The organism is Photobacterium rosenbergii, assembly GCF_003026455.1.
Taxonomy (GTDB): domain Bacteria; phylum Pseudomonadota; class Gammaproteobacteria; order Enterobacterales; family Vibrionaceae; genus Photobacterium; species Photobacterium rosenbergii.
In genome coordinates, this window is the sequence record NZ_PYMB01000016.1 from 84,958 (window position 1) to 102,882 (window position 17,925).

The 17,925-nt window shown below is 46.7% G+C and carries 21 protein-coding genes and 1 tRNA gene; 14 read left to right on the top strand and 8 right to left on the bottom strand.

Annotation, left to right across the window (positions count from 1 at the left end):
• Positions 1–61 precede the first annotated feature (61 nt).
• A complete protein-coding gene (dbpA, locus tag C9J01_RS21665) occupies positions 62–1,450 on the top strand; it encodes an ATP-dependent RNA helicase DbpA (RefSeq protein WP_107300226.1) in 1,389 nt (462 codons plus the stop codon).
• Positions 1,451–1,602: 152 nt separating this feature from the next.
• Positions 1,603–1,854: an HPr family phosphocarrier protein gene (locus C9J01_RS21670; protein WP_107300227.1), complete on the top strand. Its 252-nt coding sequence runs from the start codon at positions 1,603–1,605 to the stop codon at positions 1,852–1,854.
• Between the two features lie 68 nt (positions 1,855–1,922).
• Here the strand turns inward: C9J01_RS21670 and melB are convergent, their stop codons facing one another.
• The 4 genes from melB to C9J01_RS21690 form a co-directional block, all read right to left on the bottom strand.
• Positions 1,923–3,347 (bottom strand): melibiose:sodium transporter MelB, encoded by a 1,425-nt coding sequence (melB, locus tag C9J01_RS21675; RefSeq protein WP_201797858.1) that lies wholly within the window; start codon positions 3,345–3,347, stop codon positions 1,923–1,925.
• Positions 3,348–3,514: 167 nt separating this feature from the next.
• Positions 3,515–4,861 carry an alpha-glucosidase/alpha-galactosidase gene (gene melA, locus C9J01_RS21680; protein WP_107300228.1) on the bottom strand — a complete coding sequence of 449 codons (1,347 nt, stop codon included), beginning with the start codon at positions 4,859–4,861 and terminating at the stop codon, positions 3,515–3,517.
• A gap of 260 nt (positions 4,862–5,121) precedes the next feature.
• The gene (locus C9J01_RS21685; RefSeq protein ID WP_107300229.1) at positions 5,122–5,916 is read right to left on the bottom strand and encodes a ferredoxin reductase domain-containing protein; all 795 of its coding nucleotides are present in this window, start codon (positions 5,914–5,916) and stop codon (positions 5,122–5,124) included.
• On the bottom strand, positions 5,916–6,542 hold the full coding sequence (locus C9J01_RS21690) for a cyclase family protein (protein ID WP_237157038.1): 627 nt from the start codon (positions 6,540–6,542) through the stop codon (positions 5,916–5,918). The genes C9J01_RS21685 and C9J01_RS21690 overlap by 1 nt, the downstream gene beginning before the upstream one ends.
• A gap of 291 nt (positions 6,543–6,833) precedes the next feature.
• Here C9J01_RS21690 and C9J01_RS21695 point away from each other — a divergent pair, with 291 nt between their 5' ends.
• On the top strand, positions 6,834–7,424 hold the full coding sequence (locus tag C9J01_RS21695) for a porin family protein (RefSeq protein ID WP_158264585.1): 591 nt from the start codon (positions 6,834–6,836) through the stop codon (positions 7,422–7,424).
• A 163-nt stretch (positions 7,425–7,587) separates the two neighbouring features.
• Here C9J01_RS21695 and C9J01_RS21700 read toward each other — a convergent pair whose 3' ends face one another.
• A complete protein-coding gene (locus C9J01_RS21700) occupies positions 7,588–7,932 on the bottom strand; it encodes a DUF6559 family protein (RefSeq protein ID WP_107300231.1) in 345 nt (114 codons plus the stop codon).
• Between the two features lie 62 nt (positions 7,933–7,994).
• Entirely contained in the window at positions 7,995–8,891 is an 897-nt protein-coding gene (locus C9J01_RS21705; protein ID WP_107300232.1) for a LysR family transcriptional regulator, read from the bottom strand.
• A 66-nt stretch (positions 8,892–8,957) separates the two neighbouring features.
• Here C9J01_RS21705 and C9J01_RS21710 point away from each other — a divergent pair, with 66 nt between their 5' ends.
• Complete coding sequence (locus C9J01_RS21710; protein WP_237157039.1) at positions 8,958–9,365, top strand: DoxX family protein; 408 nt, start codon at positions 8,958–8,960, stop codon at positions 9,363–9,365.
• Here C9J01_RS21710 and C9J01_RS21715 read toward each other — a convergent pair.
• Positions 9,353–9,811 carry a GNAT family N-acetyltransferase gene (locus C9J01_RS21715; protein ID WP_107300233.1) on the bottom strand — a complete coding sequence of 153 codons (459 nt, stop codon included), beginning with the start codon at positions 9,809–9,811 and terminating at the stop codon, positions 9,353–9,355. The two genes, C9J01_RS21710 and C9J01_RS21715, sit on opposite strands and share 13 nt — an antisense overlap.
• Before the next feature lie 110 nt (positions 9,812–9,921).
• Between C9J01_RS21715 and C9J01_RS21720 the strand changes: the two genes are divergently transcribed.
• Positions 9,922–10,617: an aspartate/glutamate racemase family protein gene (locus C9J01_RS21720; RefSeq protein WP_107300234.1), complete on the top strand. Its 696-nt coding sequence runs from the start codon at positions 9,922–9,924 to the stop codon at positions 10,615–10,617.
• A 42-nt stretch (positions 10,618–10,659) separates the two neighbouring features.
• Here C9J01_RS21720 and tyrS read toward each other — a convergent pair whose 3' ends face one another.
• Positions 10,660–11,850 carry a tyrosine--tRNA ligase gene (gene tyrS, locus C9J01_RS21725; RefSeq protein ID WP_107300235.1) on the bottom strand — a complete coding sequence of 397 codons (1,191 nt, stop codon included), beginning with the start codon at positions 11,848–11,850 and terminating at the stop codon, positions 10,660–10,662.
• 217 nt (positions 11,851–12,067) lie between these two features.
• On the opposite strand from tyrS, the gene C9J01_RS21730 reads away from it, so the two are divergent.
• From C9J01_RS21730 to C9J01_RS21770, 9 genes are all read left to right on the top strand, one after another.
• Positions 12,068–12,961: a LysR family transcriptional regulator gene (locus C9J01_RS21730; RefSeq protein ID WP_107300236.1), complete on the top strand. Its 894-nt coding sequence runs from the start codon at positions 12,068–12,070 to the stop codon at positions 12,959–12,961.
• 93 nt (positions 12,962–13,054) lie between these two features.
• Positions 13,055–13,525, top strand: coding sequence for a DM13 domain-containing protein (locus tag C9J01_RS21735; protein ID WP_107300237.1), 471 nt, complete (start codon positions 13,055–13,057; stop codon positions 13,523–13,525).
• Between the two features lie 31 nt (positions 13,526–13,556).
• Positions 13,557–13,805, top strand: coding sequence for a Rho-binding antiterminator (locus C9J01_RS21740; protein WP_107300238.1), 249 nt, complete (start codon positions 13,557–13,559; stop codon positions 13,803–13,805).
• A 261-nt stretch (positions 13,806–14,066) separates the two neighbouring features.
• Entirely contained in the window at positions 14,067–14,837 is a 771-nt protein-coding gene (locus C9J01_RS21745; RefSeq protein WP_107300239.1) for a DeoR/GlpR family DNA-binding transcription regulator, read from the top strand.
• Positions 14,834–15,427 carry a DUF1349 domain-containing protein gene (locus C9J01_RS21750; protein WP_107300240.1) on the top strand — a complete coding sequence of 198 codons (594 nt, stop codon included), beginning with the start codon at positions 14,834–14,836 and terminating at the stop codon, positions 15,425–15,427. Before C9J01_RS21745 ends, C9J01_RS21750 begins: the two co-directional genes overlap by 4 nt.
• 28 nt (positions 15,428–15,455) lie before the next feature.
• A complete protein-coding gene (locus C9J01_RS21755) occupies positions 15,456–15,845 on the top strand; it encodes a VOC family protein (RefSeq protein WP_107300241.1) in 390 nt (129 codons plus the stop codon).
• Between the two features lie 48 nt (positions 15,846–15,893).
• Entirely contained in the window at positions 15,894–16,538 is a 645-nt protein-coding gene (locus tag C9J01_RS21760; protein ID WP_107300242.1) for an HAD family hydrolase, read from the top strand.
• 121 nt (positions 16,539–16,659) lie between these two features.
• Positions 16,660–17,355, top strand: a complete 696-nt coding sequence (locus tag C9J01_RS21765) for a DUF4336 domain-containing protein (RefSeq protein WP_107300243.1) — start codon at positions 16,660–16,662, stop codon at positions 17,353–17,355.
• A gap of 118 nt (positions 17,356–17,473) precedes the next feature.
• Positions 17,474–17,564 (top strand) — tRNA-Ser (locus C9J01_RS21770).
• Positions 17,565–17,925 lie beyond the last annotated feature (361 nt).

A 17,925-nucleotide genomic window follows, 5' to 3' on the forward strand; every position in this document is an offset into this window, starting at 1 on the left:
GTGAGACAGACAGTGATTTTCGCCAGTGTTGCCAGTGTTTTTTAATGACAGGACTTTGCCCGTGAGCAACAACGCGTTTTCTACCCTGAACCTGAAACCTGAGCTGGAAGCCAACTTGGCTACCCTTGGCTATGAATCTATGACCCCTATCCAAAGTCAGAGCCTACCGCATGTTCTGGCAGGTAAAGATGTAATTGCCCAGGGCAAAACAGGCTCAGGTAAAACGGCAGCGTTTGGTTTGGGCCTACTCGAGCACCTTAATGTAAGGTGTTTCCGCATCCAGTCGCTGGTTTTGTGTCCGACCCGTGAGTTGGCCGATCAGGTAGCGAAAGAGATCCGTAAGCTGGCGCGATCCATTCACAACATCAAGGTCCTGACTCTTTGCGGCGGTATGCCATTTGGTCCTCAGATCGGCTCCCTGGAGCATGGCGCCCATATTATCGTAGGTACGCCAGGTCGTGTAGAAGAGCATTTGCGCAAAGGCTTCCTGTCTCTTGATGAACTGAATTTGCTGGTATTGGATGAAGCTGACCGCATGCTGGAAATGGGTTTCCAAGACGCGCTTGATGCTATTGTTGATGCGGCACCAGTTGACCGCCAGACACTACTTTTCAGTGCGACTTACCCTAAGCAAATTGAATCGATCGCACGCGAAATCATGCACAAGCCAGTAATGGTAAAGGTTGAGTCTACCCATGATGAAAGCACTATCGATCAGCATTTTTACCATGTAGAGAGCAATGAAGACCGTATGACGGCGCTTCGCCTGCTGCTTTCTCTGCACAAGCCAGAGTCTTCAGTGGTGTTCTGTAATACCAAGCGCGAAGCCCAGGAAGTTGCTGATGACCTAGATATGTATGGTTTCAGTGCGATGGCACTGCACGGTGACCTTGAGCAGCGTGAACGAGACCAGACTTTGGTTCGTTTTGCCAACAAGAGTACTTCGGTACTGGTCGCTACCGATGTCGCGGCACGTGGCCTAGATATCGAAGCGTTGGATTGTGTTATCAACTACCACCTAGCACGTGATACAGAAGTACACGTTCACCGAATTGGCCGTACCGGCCGTGCGGGAAGCAAAGGGGTTGCTTGTTCGTTCTTCAGTGACAAAGAGCACTACAAGGTTGCGCTGTTGGAGGATTACCTCGAGCGAGATATCGTGGGTGCTGAATTGCCATCTGAGTCTTTGCTAAACCAACCAACCTTCCGCCCTGCAATGACCACGCTCCAGATCATGGGTGGTAAAAAACAGAAAGTTCGCCCAGGGGATATTTTGGGGGCGCTGACGGGTGACAAAGGCATTCGAGGCGATCAGGTCGGTAAGATCAATGTCTTCGATATGGTTGCCTATGTAGCTGTGAAGAGCGATGTGGCACGTGTTGCCCTCAAGAAGCTTGAAAATGGCAAGATGAAGGGCCGCTCGTTCCGCGTGCGTGCTATCAAACGATAAATCATCCATTTTCCGCTATTGCATGATAGAGCCATGATTAGATCCCATTTTGGGAATCATCATGGCTTTTTTGTGTTTATCTTTAGCGGATATCCCAGAAATCACAGGCTATAAGCGTTACAAAATCAAACAGATACCCAAGGAGTTTGATTATGTACCAGAAAAAAGCGCTTATTACCGCAGAGAACGGCCTTCATACTCGGCCTGCCGCCAAGTTCGTCAAAGCCGCGAAGAAATATGCCGAAGACATTGAAGTCGTTTCCAACGGAAAAGCGGCAACAGCCAAAAACCTATTCAAGCTACAGACTCTGGCGCTGGTCCAGGGAACAGAAGTGATTGTGCAATCGTCGAACCAGCAAGCTGTCGATGAATTAGCAACCTTCATCGAGAACGTGACTGGCTAATAAGCTAGGCGCAAAGAAGCGAAAGCCCGCATACAGCGGGCTTTGTTTTTTTGGCTAAGGCGAATGAGCTAGCGACTTTCTTGTGCCAATTGTGGTTCCGGTGTCAGCGTATCGCTAGCTTCTGGCTCTTCATCGCCATATTTCTGCATTAGCTTGTGCTGGACATCGTTGAGCAACTTGCCGTTTAGTTTGTAATAACGGAAGTAGATGTACAGGGCAATGGCAAAGAAGAAGCTAGGCAAGCCGATCATGATGCACTGCATGCCAAACACAGTATCAGCATTCTGCTCGACATTGGGTACATAGTCGACTGCGGTCAGTGCGATACCGATGAAGAAGGCCGCAAAGGCTGAACCTGCTTTTACCACCAAGGTTTGTACCGAGTAGGCAATACTCTCGCAGCGAACACCCAGTTTGTATTCTCCATAGTCAACGGTGTCGGCAACCATGATTACGTTAAGTACCCAGAATAGTGCCGTACCGATTTGTAGCAATACACCGGCAGTTGAAATCAAAATGATGCTCTGTGGGTCGTACATACCGACATAAATCAGCACCAGGCTACCGAGGATTGGGAATCCGGAAGCACAGGCCCATAGCACGCGGCGTGAGAACATACCGGCAAGTTTCGGGAATAACACCAGGGTGATTAGGTTTGCGATACCTGCATAGGCCATGTAGTAAGGGAATAGTGCTTCGTTACCCACGACATAGGTAAAGTAGTAGACGGCAAAGGCTGTAATGATATTGGTGGCCAGGTTATAGGCTAGCGCCATGCACAACACACTGCTCAGCTGGCTGTTTTTGTAGATAAGGCCAACCATTTCTTTGAGGGAGATCCTCTCTTGTACCGGTTGGTCGTCAAGCTGGGCGGTAGAGTAGCGTTCTTTAACATTGCGCAGCGTGATATAGGTTGATACCGCAAAGCAGGCAATAAGCAAGATGGTAAAGATTTGGAAGCCGTAGCCTTTGTCTTCGCCACCGACATAGTTGATAAATGGCATAGCAATGGCAGCGGTGACCACCCAGGCTAAGCTAGCAAAAAAGCGAGGGTAGGGAACCAGTTCTTCGCGTTCACGTTTATCCAGCGTTAGGGTAGGTACCAGCGACCAGAATGGGATATCCATTAAGGTATAAGTCATGCCCCATAAAATGTAAGTGACCGCTGCGTAGGCGATAAGCCAAGGGCCTTCAAAATAGTGGGCGTTAAATAGCAAGTAAAGCACAACAGAGTTGGCGATAGTACCGATGAGGATCCATGGCTTGAATTTTCCCCAGCGGCTGCGGGTGTTGTTGACTATCCAGCCCATGATGGGGTCATTCACTGCATCCCAGATCCTGGCGACGAGGAAGATGGTACCGACAATACCGGCAGAGATCCCGGCGACATCGGTGTAGTAAAACATCAGGTACATATAGACGATGGTGATGGCAAAGTCCTTGCCGAACGCACCAAAGCCGTAGCTTAACTTGGTGTTCATTGAGACGCTCATAAAAGCTCCTTTTTCCTTTTCCCTGTTTTACTGCTTTTTGTAGGAAAGGCAATTATTGTTTGTTTCACGTAGGGTCTATGCCAAGTGGTTTATTGCCACTTGGCATGCGTTTGCTTCTTGTTATCTCGCCTCTAGAGGCTTGTGAGTTAGGGCTGCAAAGACTTGGATTAGATCCAGTTTGGTAACCAGTCTTGCTGTGCTTCAATTAGTTCATCAACCAAGGCGTAGATTTCCTCAATGCCAAGCACTGCCGCAGTGTGAGGGTCTAGCATGGCGGCATGGTAAATGCGATCGCGGTTCTCGGTCAGGATTGCTTCTGTCAGTAGCGTCTGGACGTTGATGTTAGTCTGCATTAAGGCTGCTAGGTGATTAGGTAATTTACCTACAGCAGTAGGTTGGATACCATTGGCATCAACAAGGCAAGCAACTTCGACACAGCAACCCTGTGGCAGGTTGTCAATCAGCCCTTCGTTCTTCACGTTGCCGTAAATCACGCTTGGGGTATTGGTCCAGATAGCGTTCATGATGGTACTGGCGTACTCATGGGACTCTTTTTGTTCAATACGCTCTGCTTGCTTGAAGGCTTCCAAGTCTTTTTTCCAGTTGGCAATCTGCTCAACGCAGCGTTTTGGATATTCGTCCAACGGCACTTTGTAGCGCTCAATCAAATCCGAACGGTTTGGCTTGATGAAGTATGGGGTGTACTCGGCGAAGTGCTCAGAAGACTCGGTAACGAAGTAACCCAGTTTCTTGAACATTTCGTAACGGACAATATTTTCGCAGCGAGGGTTACCGTGGATGTTCGGTTTTGGTGCTTGTCCCATTTCGTAAGCTTCTAGCAGGTCAGGGTAGATGCTGGCGTACTCACCGCTTTCGGTTTTCTTCTCCAGCGTCAGGTAGTAAGCCATGTGGTTGATACCAGCACAGGTATAGCGAAGGTCGCTATAATCGATGTCCAAATCGCGGGCGAGTTCCTCAGCAGTGCCCTGCACCGAGTGGCACAAGCCAACTTGCTTGATGTGTGGATACTTTTCGTACATCGCCCAGGTGTTCATTGCCATTGGGTTGACGTAGTTCAACATAGTGGCCTGTGGGCAGACATCTGTCATGTCTTCACAGATCTGCCACAGGTGGGGAATCGTACGCAGTGAGCGCATGATACCGCCAGGGCCCAAAGTATCAGCGATAGTCTGCTCTAGGCCGTGCTTCTTACACACGTCGAAGTCGATAACCGTGCAAGGCTCATAGCCACCGATCTGGAAGGCGACGACAACAAAATCAGCCCCTTTCAATGCTTCTTTCTGATCGGTATAGCAATGGATGTTACCCGTTGCACCAGCAGATTCCATCAATTTGCTGACAACAATCTGAGACTCTTCAAGGCGGACAGGGTCGATATCCATCAAGGCAACGTCAGCCCCTTTTAGTGCAGGTTTATGGAAAACATCGCCAAGGATGTTCTTGACGAAAATAGTCGAACCGGCCCCGATGAAGGTAATTTTTGGGTGATGCATGGCTGTTCCTTTGTGTGCTTGGTTTTGATGGGTCCATATTCATCGAAAAGCCCGCTGCTATCTTCCCTATAGTGGGCAATTATGTCCCGTTTCCTAAGATTTTTGTCTTGGCCTCACATTTCTGCTTATGGTTCGTATGAGCGAAAAATTGAATTAGGGTGGTGAAAGAAAGTCAGAGTAAGGTGTTTTATGAGGGGAGTTGCTAGAGACAACAGAAGAGGCAAGGTAATACCTTACCTCTTTGTTAGTAGGTTCTGTTTTTATCTTTTGTGAACGGGTGGAAGTGCATCTGAGTAAATGCGGCTGGCTAATTCAGGATTGGTTTCCACCATTTTCCGATAAGCCGATTGGACCATCTGGTAACGCCCACAGATATAAATATCTTGATGGGCCTGCAAGTCTTGGTTGGCAAAAAAGATATCTAGCAACTGACCTTGGTGCAACTCGACTGCATTACCGCTACATGAGTTACCTTGGGGAAGCTTCTCAACAACAGCCACATAGTGAAAATGCGGATGCTGGTTGGCAAGCGCTACCATTGTGTTGTGTTCATACAAGTCGGCAATGGTTTTTGCACCCCAGTACAAGGTGATATCGACCGCTATTGGCAGTGACAAGGCTTCATAGACGATGCTTTTGGCATAGCTAAATCCCGACCCACCGGCAACGATGATGACGGAGTTGCCAGTATCGCGGAAATAAGCCTCTCCGGCAGCTTGGCCGAGATACAAGGGCTGCTGGTTTAGCCACTGGGTGCGAAATTGCCTGATATCAACGGCCAGTTCCGAATCGGGCATAACACCACCAACCTGTATTTCGATATGATCGCTGTTTTGATCCAACCTTTCTTTGCTAGGCCGGCTGGCGATTGAAAACGGCATCGTTTTCTGGCTGCTTGGAAGCGGCAAAGTTAAGTATTGCCCAGCTCGATAAGGATAAGGCTGCTCGGGTTGCAGCTTTAAGCTCATGGTCTGGGCGTTGAGCCATTCCATGCCAACCAGCCTAAAGGGCGTGGTTGTTTTCGCCAATAGTGATTGCTTAAGTGTTACTGCCATTATTGCTGCTCCATATTGCTCAGGACGGCTGTGACTTCGCAGCGTTTACCCGTTGAGGCACCTGTTACGTCAAACTGAATATCAAGCTGGGTGAGATTGCTTGCCGTCTGCTGGTTCAACACCACGTTCTCAATCACAAAGCAGTCATTATCCTCACAACGCTTGTCGAAGCTGATGTGCTCATCACCGTGTGCTCCTATCCCGTAGCTATCAATGACAATGAATGCTGGTCGTTTGTCGAGGATCGCATCGAGCACATCGCTATCGAGTGTAGTATCCGCTTTGCCATACTCCGGTGTGCCGTAGCTGTTTTTCTCAAGGTTTGCGGTAAATAGCACCAGAGACTTTCCAGCAATATCAAGCTTCTCGATAGTATCAATGCTGGGCATGGTCTGGGTGCAGTCGACCACAATGGTACCGGTGGTGTAATGGCTGTACTGCGGTACTTTGGTGTAGCAGTCAATATGGGTACCTATGTGGCCAAAAGCATTGACTGAGTCTGATTGTTTCTTGGCCCACTGGTAGGCTGGGTGATTTTCGTCAACCACCAAGCTGATAGGCAGGCGTGTGGAGTTCGAAGTAATTGATGCCGCTGACTCTGTTGTCATTTTAGTTTGGAAAGGCATATCAAGGCTCCTGTTAGCTGTTGTTAATGTCGGAAGCCATTGTAGGGATATGATTGGATGCCCATTACAAACATAAAGACTAAAAATATCAATATAAGGACACGGTGGGAGTGCTCAGTTCATCTTCCTATTATCAAAGGATGTCATCATAACAACGGTGAATATGCTAAAGCAGGAATGTGCCTTCTTTAGAAATGTGAAGTAATGATTTTTTCTGATCCGTAAATTGGCAAAAAGGGGTTCTAACCAATATAAATATATATGCATACCAATAACAAGGATGATAAGAAAATGAAGATGATTTATCAAAAAATCAGCGCTCTATTTGTTCTATTGCTCATATCTTTCAGTGCCAGTGCAGATTTTGGAATTAGGCATTTTGATAAGGTAGAACCGCATATGTATTTAGGTATCGGCGCCTCTTTTATTGATGTCGAAGTCGATGTCGATGGTGTTGGTAGTACTTCCTTTGATAGTGAGCTTTTAGGGGTCATTATTGGCTATCAGTTTAATAGTAATTTTGCCGTTGAGTTTCGAGGTTATGGCAATATCTCAGACGATGAAATTTTGGGAGTATCAATAGAAGCAGAGAATCATTTTAATATTCTGGGAAGAGCAATACTACCAATAGATAGGTACATTAAGCCTTATCTACTTGCTGGTGTTGGTCGCACAAAAGGAAAGCTTGCCTCTGAATCAGAGAGTGAAACTGATTTTCTTTATGGTGTCGGTATAGGTATTAGTAAAGGTAATGCACTGGAACTCTCTGTAGAGTGGGCTAGAGCATTTGATGATAGCTTTGGGATTTCTGGGGCAAATTTTAAAGGTGATACTATAAACCTTAATTTGGTATATCACCTGCCAAGAGACTGGTGGCATTAAAGCGTTATTTATTGTGAATGCCCAAAATTAATTTTATCTAATAATAGGTATGTATTAATTATTGGGCTTTTATATGTTAGGTGCCTATTAAGGCAGGCAGTAGGCTTTCTGTATTTTGCAGCTATAAAATAACCCATTGCCAATTAATATAATTATTACCTTCTTAGTATCTGCTGTTTTGCCCATAATGATTTGAAAGGTTGTCGGTATTGGCCCCTCCTTTCCAACCAGAGGGCTTGGCAATAGCAATGATATCTAGTGCGTTGAAGGTATTGCCCTCAAATAAGCCATTGGCCAACTCTTGGTGCAGGGTTGGGTGTTGATTGCCAAAAAGAGCGTGAGCATATTGCGCATAGCGGAGGCTAAGGCCTGATGCGTTGAGCACGGCATTGATTTGCCCATCGGTATAGGTTTCTCTGGGACCATAGGATGTCAACAACGCTGGGCTGAGTGTCTTTATGTATTGTCGAATTGCTCTCCGCTTGAAAAACTGGCAAATGGTGAACATCGTTAACCTCCGAGGTGCAAAAGACTATTAATACAGTGTTCAATAAGCTTTGGCAACTGGTTTCAGCAACCTTCTGCTTTCATTGCATCTGTAATAAAGTCGATGAATGCCCTGATGCGAAAAGGTTGAGACTGGCTGGCTTTATATACGGCATAAAGAGGGATAGTCTGCTGTTGGTAATCGGTTAGCACTTCAACTAACTCGCCTGTCTTTTCATAAGGGGAAACCATCCATTGAGGCAAAAAGGTGATTCCCTGCCCTAAAGTGGCCATTTTCAACAGCATTTCTGGGTTGTCGCTGCGAAAATGCTCACTCAAGGACACTTTTTCTGACTTGCCATCTCGGTTGATGAAGTTCCAAACATTTGAAGGGTGGGCCAGCGAGTAAGTTAGGCAGTGGTGTTTCGTGAGTTCACTAGCGTGTCGTGGCAAGCCTTTACGATTTATGTAATCTGGCGAGGCACAGTAGACCATAGTGTTGTCAATCAACTGTTTTGCCTTGAGTCCTGAATCCTTAAGGAAAGAAGCGCGAAAAGCGATATCGACGTTGTCGCGATAGAGATCAATATGCTGGTCATTGAGAGATAGGTCGATATCAACGTCTGGGTGCAATGCCATGAAGTCAGCAATGGGTTTGGCAAGGAGGTGCAAACCAAGCGATGTTGGCATGGATAAGGCCAGCCTTCCTTTTGCTTTTAGTTGTTCACCTTTTAATTTAGCCTCGAAGTTATCATGATCTTCCAACAGTCGAAGGGCATGCTGGTAATAGGCCTCACCCGCGTCAGTTAATGATAATTGGCGACTGGTTCGATGAAGCAGTGATATCGAAAGGTGTTGCTCTAGCCAGGCCACTTTTTTGCTTACGCTGCCCTGGGTGATGTTGTGGTTATTGGCGACAGCGGTAAAGCTGCCGAGTTGTACGACTCTGGTAAAGGTGCGAATACAGTCTAGCTTGTCCATATCTATTCCAGTCTGGAATGTTTGGTAATCAATTTTAACTGTATATCCAGTGCTATTGGAATGTTTATGATTGTCCCAAGTTTACATTTTGAGGCAGATATCATGACCATTACTCAGACTATCATCACTTCTCTTCTTGCCGCTTTCTTCTTGTTTGCAAGTTCGATCAAAATATTAGGTTGGCAGAAGATGATTTTTACTACCCAGCTAGCTTTCTTCGTGAAGTATGGTCTCAACCGACACTGGATGTTCGCAGTCGGTGTATTGGAATTCGTATCTGCGATTATGATCATTACTCCGATGCTGGTGGGAGCGTCGACAGCAACGACAACAGCCCTGATTGGGGCAGCGCTGCTAACTACTGTCTCAATGGGGGCCATTGCCTGCCACCTATGGTTTGATACCTGGCGGGATGGTGTGCCTGCGATGGTGACCTTTGGATTGTCGGTTGCGCTAGTACTTTATGGAGTTTGAGGAAACTTGTAGATAAATGGAAAACAACCGCCGGGTAAGTCCCTTGGCTCACCATTAGGGACAAACCCCATTTTTTGGTAGAAGTTTACAGCATACTTTGAGGCGTTAAGGTGAATCGCTTGCTTGGGGGAGAGCTGTTTACAATCATCAAGGGCTTTTAAGATCAGCTTACGGGCGATACCCTGGTGATGGTATGCAGGGTCAACGAATAAATTGGATAAGTTCCAGTACTCTTTGACCAAAATGGTTCCGACTACTGCGTCATCGACACGGTAAACATAATGTATTGAATAGTCTGGATGCTGCCGCCACCACATCACACTGTCGGCACAACTGGCGATAAGCCCATCTTGGACATCTGCAGGCTCGTCAATACAGGACCTGATAGCTCGCCCGGTAAGGGCAATAATGTCTGAGATATCCCGAAACCTTGCTGGTTGTATCACTCGCACTTTCCTTGTGTCTGTATTGGTTGTCTTATAATTGCTTGTTTTTCGCTATCTAACAATGCTAATAGTGGATATATGTTTGGCAAAATATTACGGAAAGACACGCCATGAAAACGATTGGGCTGCTGGGGGGAATGAGCTGGGAGTCGACAGCCAGCTATTACAAGGCAATTAACGAAGGGGTTAAGCATGAACGAGGGGGCTTACATTCGGCGAAGGTGGCGCTTTACAGTGTAAACTTCGACGAAATCGAGAAGCTCCAGCATGCCGGTGACTGGGCTGCGACAGCTGAAATTCTGTCTGTGGCTGCAAAATCCGTCGAGGCTGCAGGTGCAGATTTCTTGCTGATCTGTACAAACACCATGCATAAAGTCGCAAAAGATATCGAGCAAGTGATGTCTATTCCGTTGCTCCATATAGCTGATGCTACGGCAAATGAATTACAAGCTGATGGTATTAAGAAAGTCGGATTGCTGGGAACACGTTTTACCATGGAGCAAGACTTTTATATCAACCGGTTAACCGAGCAATTCGGTATAGAGGTGGTCGTCCCTGACTTGCCAGACAGGGAAATCATTCACAAGGTCATTTACGATGAACTGTGTAAGGGGGTGATTAAAGGTGACTCCCGTGCGGAATATGTCCGGATCACTGAAGCCTTGTCTGAGCAAGGGGCCGAAGCGGTAATTTTAGGTTGCACCGAAATTGCTTTGTTAATCTCATCTCAAGATACCGATGTACCTTTGTATGACACTACAAAAATCCATGCGGAAGCGGCAGTAAAGCTCGCATTATCAGAATAAATCGAGGCCACCGGAAGGTGGCCTTGTTATAGAAATATAGCACTATTGCGGGATGACTCGTATTTTGGCCGCACGACGCTTCCCAACCTGATACACCTCTTCGCCTAGCAAAGGCATTAGGGCTGGGTCTTTAATTTTGACGCCATCTACCTTTACAGCTCCTTGCTTGATTAAACGCATTGCCTCTGAGGTTGACGAGGTTAACCCTGCCTGTTTGAGCAACTGGCTGATACTCAAGCCCTGCTTAACTTCTATCGCTTGTAGGTCGTCAGGTAATATTTTGGCGGCAAAGCGTTGGTTGAACTGGGTTTCAGCTTTATCTGCTGTTGACTCGGAGTGGAAGCGTGTGACGATCTCTTTTGCCAGCAGTACTTTGACTTCTTTCGGGTTACGTCCGGTTTCGATATCTCGCTTAAATTGTTTGATTTCATCCATATGGCGGAATGAGAGCAATTCAAAGTAGTTCCACATCAAGTCATCGGATATAGACATCAGCTTACCGAACATTTCCTGCGGCGATTCGCTAATACCGATGTAGTTGGCTGCCGATTTGGACATTTTCTTTACCCCGTCTAGGCCAACGAGCAAAGGCATGGTGATGACCACTTGCTGCTCCATGTTGTACTGCTTTTGCAGTTCTCGGCCCATCAACAGATTAAAGGTCTGGTCCGTTCCGCCTAGTTCGATGTCAGCTTTCAATTCCACTGAATCGTATCCCTGAAGGAGCGGGTAGATAAACTCATGGATACCTATGGGTTGCTGCTGGGCAAAGCGCTTTTTGAAATCTTCACGTTCCAGCATTCGGGCGACAGTCTGACTGGCGCTAAGTTTGAGCATGCCTTCTGCACCAAGTTTGGACAGCCAGTGTGAATTGAATACGATCTCGGTTTTGTTCGGATCAAGGATTTTGAACACCTGCTGTTGGTAGGTTTCAGCATTGGCAAGGACCTGCTCTGTCGTCAGTGGTGGGCGGGTGGTGTTCTTACCACTTGGATCGCCAATTTTGCCGGTAAAGTCGCCGATCAAGAAGACAACCTTGTGGCCCAAGTCTTGAAACTGCCTTAGCTTGTTCAAAATAACAGTATGCCCCAAGTGGATATCGGGCGCCGTAGGATCTGCACCGAGTTTCACCACTAAAGGGCGGCTCTTTTGTAATTTTTCAATCAGTGCTGATTCAGGGGTAATTTGCTCTGTTCCTCGGTGGATGAGAGCAAGCGCTTGGTCAATATTCATAGTAGCTCCGGCAGGTGTTAAGTTCAGAGCTTTTCTATCATTTATCCTGATACTCTGATTCTATTTACGTTGGTAAGGGACTCCTGAATAAACTAGTATTCAGTACCTCTTTTGGTAGCAGAGTAGCAAAGTTCTTTTTGGGTGAAAGTTAGCAGCTATCACGAATAGTGATAGCCTTGCTGGGTGAATAGGTAACGTAGGAAGTGGCCAATTATTAATGTACAGCTTTGAACAATTGAAAATGTTTGTCGCCGTTTGTGAGTGTGGTTCTTTTTCGGCAGCAGCAAGAAAATATAAACGGGCGCAATCTGGGGTTAGCCAATCGGTATCGAACCTCGAAATCGCGTTAAATCAAACCTTGTTTGACCGCTCCAGTAATATCCCGAGGCTCACTTCACAGGGAGAGGCATTGTTGCCGATTGCCCGAGCCATATTGCTGCAGCAACAGCGCTTGGACCAAAAAGTCATGGCGCTCGATGCTGATCAAGAGCATGAGCTCGTGGTGGCAATAGAAGAGAGCGTTCTCGAACCTGCTTTACTAGCGCAACTTGTCACATTGGGTGAGCAGTTTCCGATGACCAATATTGAACTTATCTCTGCCTCCACTTTTGACATCAAAACCATGGTCAGTGAAGGTCGGGCACATGTTGGTGTTGTCTATTCTGACGGAAAAATGTTGGAAGATACCGAGTTTGCCACGGTTGGTTATAACCGGTTTTTGACCCTAGCATCGCCTGACCATCCATTGGCCCATAAAACGGCCCTCAAAGATGGCGACCTGCGCAATTACCGGCAGGTTGTACAGCGCTCTTCCAGTGGTAAAGAGTTGTGGTTCTCCTATGCTATTAGCACTCAAGCTTGGTACGCGAGTAACCACCAATTGCTATTGGAGTTAGCTGCTCAAGGCTTGGGCTGGGTGATAGTCCCCGAACGACTGGCCGCGCCTTTCGTTGAGCAGGGAAAACTCGTTGTATTGGATCTGGCCTTCGAGCCGGACGGTTGGTTAACCACCGTAGATGTGATCCAAACCCGCCGTCATACCGAGGGGCCTGTTCGACAGGCAATGCTACGCCTTTTAGAGAAGGCTCTAGCTTCGAAGACTCGATTGTAGAATGTTGCTTGCAAAGTCATAGCTACCTTGCTGTTTTTGCTATAGTTCAATTGTATGTGATTACACTTAGTTAGCTGCTGCAAGGAGGCAGGGATGAAGCGAATTTTCGGTTTATTGGCAACGCATATCATAGCGGTTGGGATCGGTTTTGCGTTGGGTATTTATGCGCTCCCCATTTTGATTGCGCCGGAGGCACCTTCGGTATCCACTATCCAGTCGGTTGAGGCAAAAGCACAATTTACTGGTACCTTTGATAAAGAACGTCAAGACAGTGATTTTCTCCATTGGGGAGAGGGCAAGGTCGCCTTGGCAACAGACAGTATCAGCTTTATGGGTGAGTTAGCGCCCGGGCCAGATTACAAGCTATATCTATCGCCCGAGTTTGTTGAAACAGAAGATGACTTCAACCGCCTGAAATCAACAATGGTCAAAGTCGGTGATATCAAAACCTTTAATCAATTCATGTTGCCGTTGGACGAAAGTGTTGATATTGCCCAGTACAATACCGTGATTGTTTGGTGTGAAACATTTGGTCAGTTCATTACGTCTGCCCAATACCAGTGAGCCTAATAGGCAAAGTAGAAAAGGAACGCAAATGGTTACCTGCCATCAAACCGACTATGTCGAACTTGCTTGTATGTATCGTTATCCCATCAAGTTGACCATGAGGTCGGGAGAAGAAGTGCTCGGCACCGCATTAGATACAAAATGGAACGAAGACAAACAGGAATGTATTGAGATAAAAACAGAAGACGTTACGACACAGCTGGTAGTGCTTGAAGAGATATCAATGCTGGAAGTTCAGATCGATAACCCTCATTTCAGAAAAATCGCTTTTGATTGATTCAAATCTTTATATTTTCTCCTCAGACGCATCCTGACAATTTAACGGTTGGGATGCTTCCTTTCCTAATTACAAGCTTTCATAAATCAGCTACTCACTCCATATCTTTGTTGGTTTGTTTTTTTTGCAAAAAAATGCATTACTTAGACGTCCATGGTCAGTGAAGATAATTTTTCGTAAGTGTTTTTGCGTTTTATTGCATTGATCTGCAGGTTTTTGCAGTTTAAAATGCAGGCTATCGCACCGTTATGAGATTAGCTTATGGCAGATTCATCCCTTGATTTGAACAACCCGGTGACCCGGCAGAATTGGCTCTTGGAGCAAATTCAGCAAGGAAAGACCCTTATCGCCAAAGAGGCTGCTGAAGAGTTAGGGGTTTCCCTTGATACCATCAGACGCGATTTGATTGCACTTGAGCAGCAGGGCGCGCTTAAAAGGGTAAAAGGGGGAGCCATTGCAGGATCAGTTCCCGCGAGGCCTTTCATTGATAGGGTAAAAGATGCCGATACCTGGCTGGCGGGGTGCCAATCTTCATTGCAGTCTTTAATCGAAAGTGTCGACACCTTGTTCCTAGATGGCGGGACCTCGATATTGAAAATGGCAAATGCCATTCCGGTCAACAGCCCAATTACAGTGATAACCCCGTCACCTGTTGTTGCAACCGTTTTGCTCGAGAGAAATATCGAGACCATTTTGCTGGGTGGACGTATCCATCCATCAGGTGCCATCGCAACCGGCGCTATGACTGTGCGAGCGATAGAAAACATCTCTGCTGATATGGCTGTGCTCGGCGTGTGTGGACTAGACAGTGAATTCGGACTTACCGCCGATGACATGGCTGAAGCTGAGGTCAAGTTCGCCATGGCCAACCAGTCCCGTCGGGTTGTTGTATTGGCGAGTCAGCAAAAGCTCAATAAGCGCTCTCCATACAAAGTCGTTGCCGCTGACCGACTTGATGTGGTGGTGACTGATGCAACGCCTGAGCAAGTCATCGGTTTTGCAGCGCTAGATATCGAGGTAATCAACGTATGACGCACTCTCAACAAGCCCTATTTGAGCGCTTTGAATGGTATAACCCGCCAAAGCGCGTTGAGCAAACCTCAGATCAGTTATTGATTGAGCCTCAGGGAGAAACGGATTGTATCCGTTCTTTCGAGTCTACCATTGCAGATTCTGCAAGCTTTTATTTCACTCGCTTATCTGGTGATTTCACATTCCAGGCCAAATTGGATTGCCAATTGGTTGGATTGTTCGATGCTGGTGCATTGATGGTTCGGGAAAGCGCCGAATGCTGGGCAAAAATCTGCATAGAAAAGTGTGCGGATGGCGGGATATCGATTGTGTCGGTTGTCACCGACGGGTGGTCTGATGATACCAATAACGAAGTTCTTCAAAGCCCAGAGGCTTACCTGCGAATTACCCGCAAGGGCAATATGATCGGACTGCATTACAGCCTGGATGGTAAACAGTGGCGGTTTGTCCGTAAGTTTGGCTTGCCTTGGTCTCCGCAGTTGCAAGTGGGTGTGGCCGCTCAGGCACCTAGGCAGGCTGGCTGCAAGGTGTCAGTTGAACAAATGAGTATATCAAACCAGCCGGTTGCCGACTTTCGCAACGGTGAATAGTGCCAGTTAATGACGTTGAGGAAATATCATGAAAATTGAACATGTTGCTATGTGGGTGCGTGATCTTGAAGCCATGCGCACTTTTTACCAAACCTACTTTAATGCGGTATCCAATGCGAAGTACGTCAATGTCAAGAAAGGGTTCTCTTCTTATTTCTTGAGTTTTGACAAAGGGGCGCGGTTGGAAATCATGCACAATGATGCCATTCCCATGACAGCCGATGATCCAATGGCACAGTTTACTGGGTTGATACACCTAGCAATGTCGGTTGGCTCCGAGCAAGAGGTCGATGCATTAACCGCGCGTTTAGCCAAAGATGGTTATAACGTTGTTGATGATCCACGGCGTACCGGCGATGGCTACTACGAGAGCGTAGTGCTTGACCCTGAAGGAAACCGATTGGAAATTACGATGTGATGACCTAGCGCTGACAACTCCCTGCACACAACAACTTTGAGGAAGGATATGAAAGAAGTAAAAGCGGTATTGTTTGATATGGATGGCCTGATCTTTGACACCGAAGGGTTGTACAAGGCCTGCTGGCAATATGCCGCCGAAGAGCAAGACTTGGTGATAACCGATGCTGACTACCAGTCATTTATCGGGGTGCAGGATGTCGAGTGTGAGCGCCGGGTGGCAAAAATGTTTGGTGATGACATTGATTTAGAGCGCTTCTGCCAAGTCAGGAATGCGATGTTCAAGGCCGAGCAAGACAAAGGTATTCCCTATAAGCTTGGTTTTGACGAACTGTTTGCTGAGATAAAACAAAAAGGGTTGAAATGTGCGCTTGTCACTTCTTCCCCTCGAGATAAGGTCGAACATCACTTCGCGGGTAGCGACTACATCTCCCAGTTCGATGTCATGGTAACCGCCGAAGGTGTAGAAAACGGAAAGCCAGCCCCGGACTGCTACCTGATGGCGAGCAACCAACTAGATATTGCGCCAGCCAATTGCTTGGTGTTGGAAGATTCGAACAATGGTATGCGCTCGGGTCTTGATGCCGGTTGCCAGGCGATTATGATTCCGGATTTGTTAGTCCCAGCGGAAGATGTGGTACCTCGTGCAACATCGATTGTTGAGTCACTATTAGAAGTGAAACCTTATATCTGATCTATTTGTTAATGTAGATTGGCGATTCTGTGATCTCAAAAGCATGCCTTTGCTGCGCCCTCTGGCACTATAGTTAGTAGATAGATAAGTTGAATATAAACAACTAACTAGCGGGGAAGGCATGCGACAGATAGGCGACGAAATCTGGGTTCATGAAGACTCAATGAAGATGTTGGGTACTAAGTTGGGTTTGAGGATGACCATTGTTCGGCTTCAAGACGGTCAACTTTGGGTACATTCACCAACGGCTATCTCTACTTCGTTACAACAAGAGATAAATACTCTCGGTTCTGTTCGTTACTTGGTTGCCCCCAATAACCACCATAGCAAATGGCTGCAAGACTGGATTGATGTTTATCCCGATGCGGAAGTTTACGTCAGTGCAGGAATTCCACGTAAAGTGCCGCTTTCCAACTACCATATCCTTCAGCGCGGTATGGAGAATGTTTGGCAGGATGATCTTGAATGGCAAACCATGCCTTCGGTTCCTTCATTAAACGAAACCATATTCTTCCACTCTCGCTCATCGTCGCTGATTGTGACTGATTTGGTGCAAAACTACCCTGAAAACCCAAATAAGTCAGGCTTTGCAGGTGCTATGTCCAAATTCGTATTTGAACCTATTGGCTTCAAAGGCCGTTGTATCCATCCGCTTCTCAAGATGAGTTTTACCATCAAAGACAAAGCGGCTTTCAACCGTTTTCTCCAAAGTGTTGAGCAATGGCAATTCGACAAAATCATCGTAGCGCACGGTAACATTATTGAAGACGACGCAAAATCAGTCTTTTCTTCATTAATGTCACGCTTTTCTGGTTGAAAAGAAGACATAGGCGCCGATTTTCGCCGTAATGGCGTGATAGTGACCGCTTAGGCAATAAGTAAAGTTTTTCTTCTTTACAGCCATCCTAGAAGTCCGTATTATCCACCGCACTTACGGAGAGATGGCTGAGTGGTTGAAAGCACCGGTCTTGAAAACCGGCATACGTTAATAGCGTATCTAGGGTTCAAATCCCTATCTCTCCGCCATATTAGAAAAGCCGCTGATTTATCAGCGGCTTTTCGCGTTTTAGCCTTCGGCAAAACGCTTGGCCCTAGGAAAATAGGGAACGGGGGCCTTGGAAGAGTAGGTCCTCGGAAGAGCAGGCCCTAGGCTCTAGGAAAAGCGAAAAGCGAAAAGCGAAAAGCGAAAAGCAGAAGCTTGATTTATTGCAGCTATAAGTGAATGCTGCTTGCAGGACCCAGGACCCAGGACCCAGGACCTGATGTGACTCCCTAAAAGTAGACACCTCTTTATCAGGAATAAGAGGTGTTCATATGAAAGTTGTAAGTCGACGAAGTTTTTCTGATGAGTTTAAGCTTGCTGCAGTTCAAGAATCTATCGATTCCC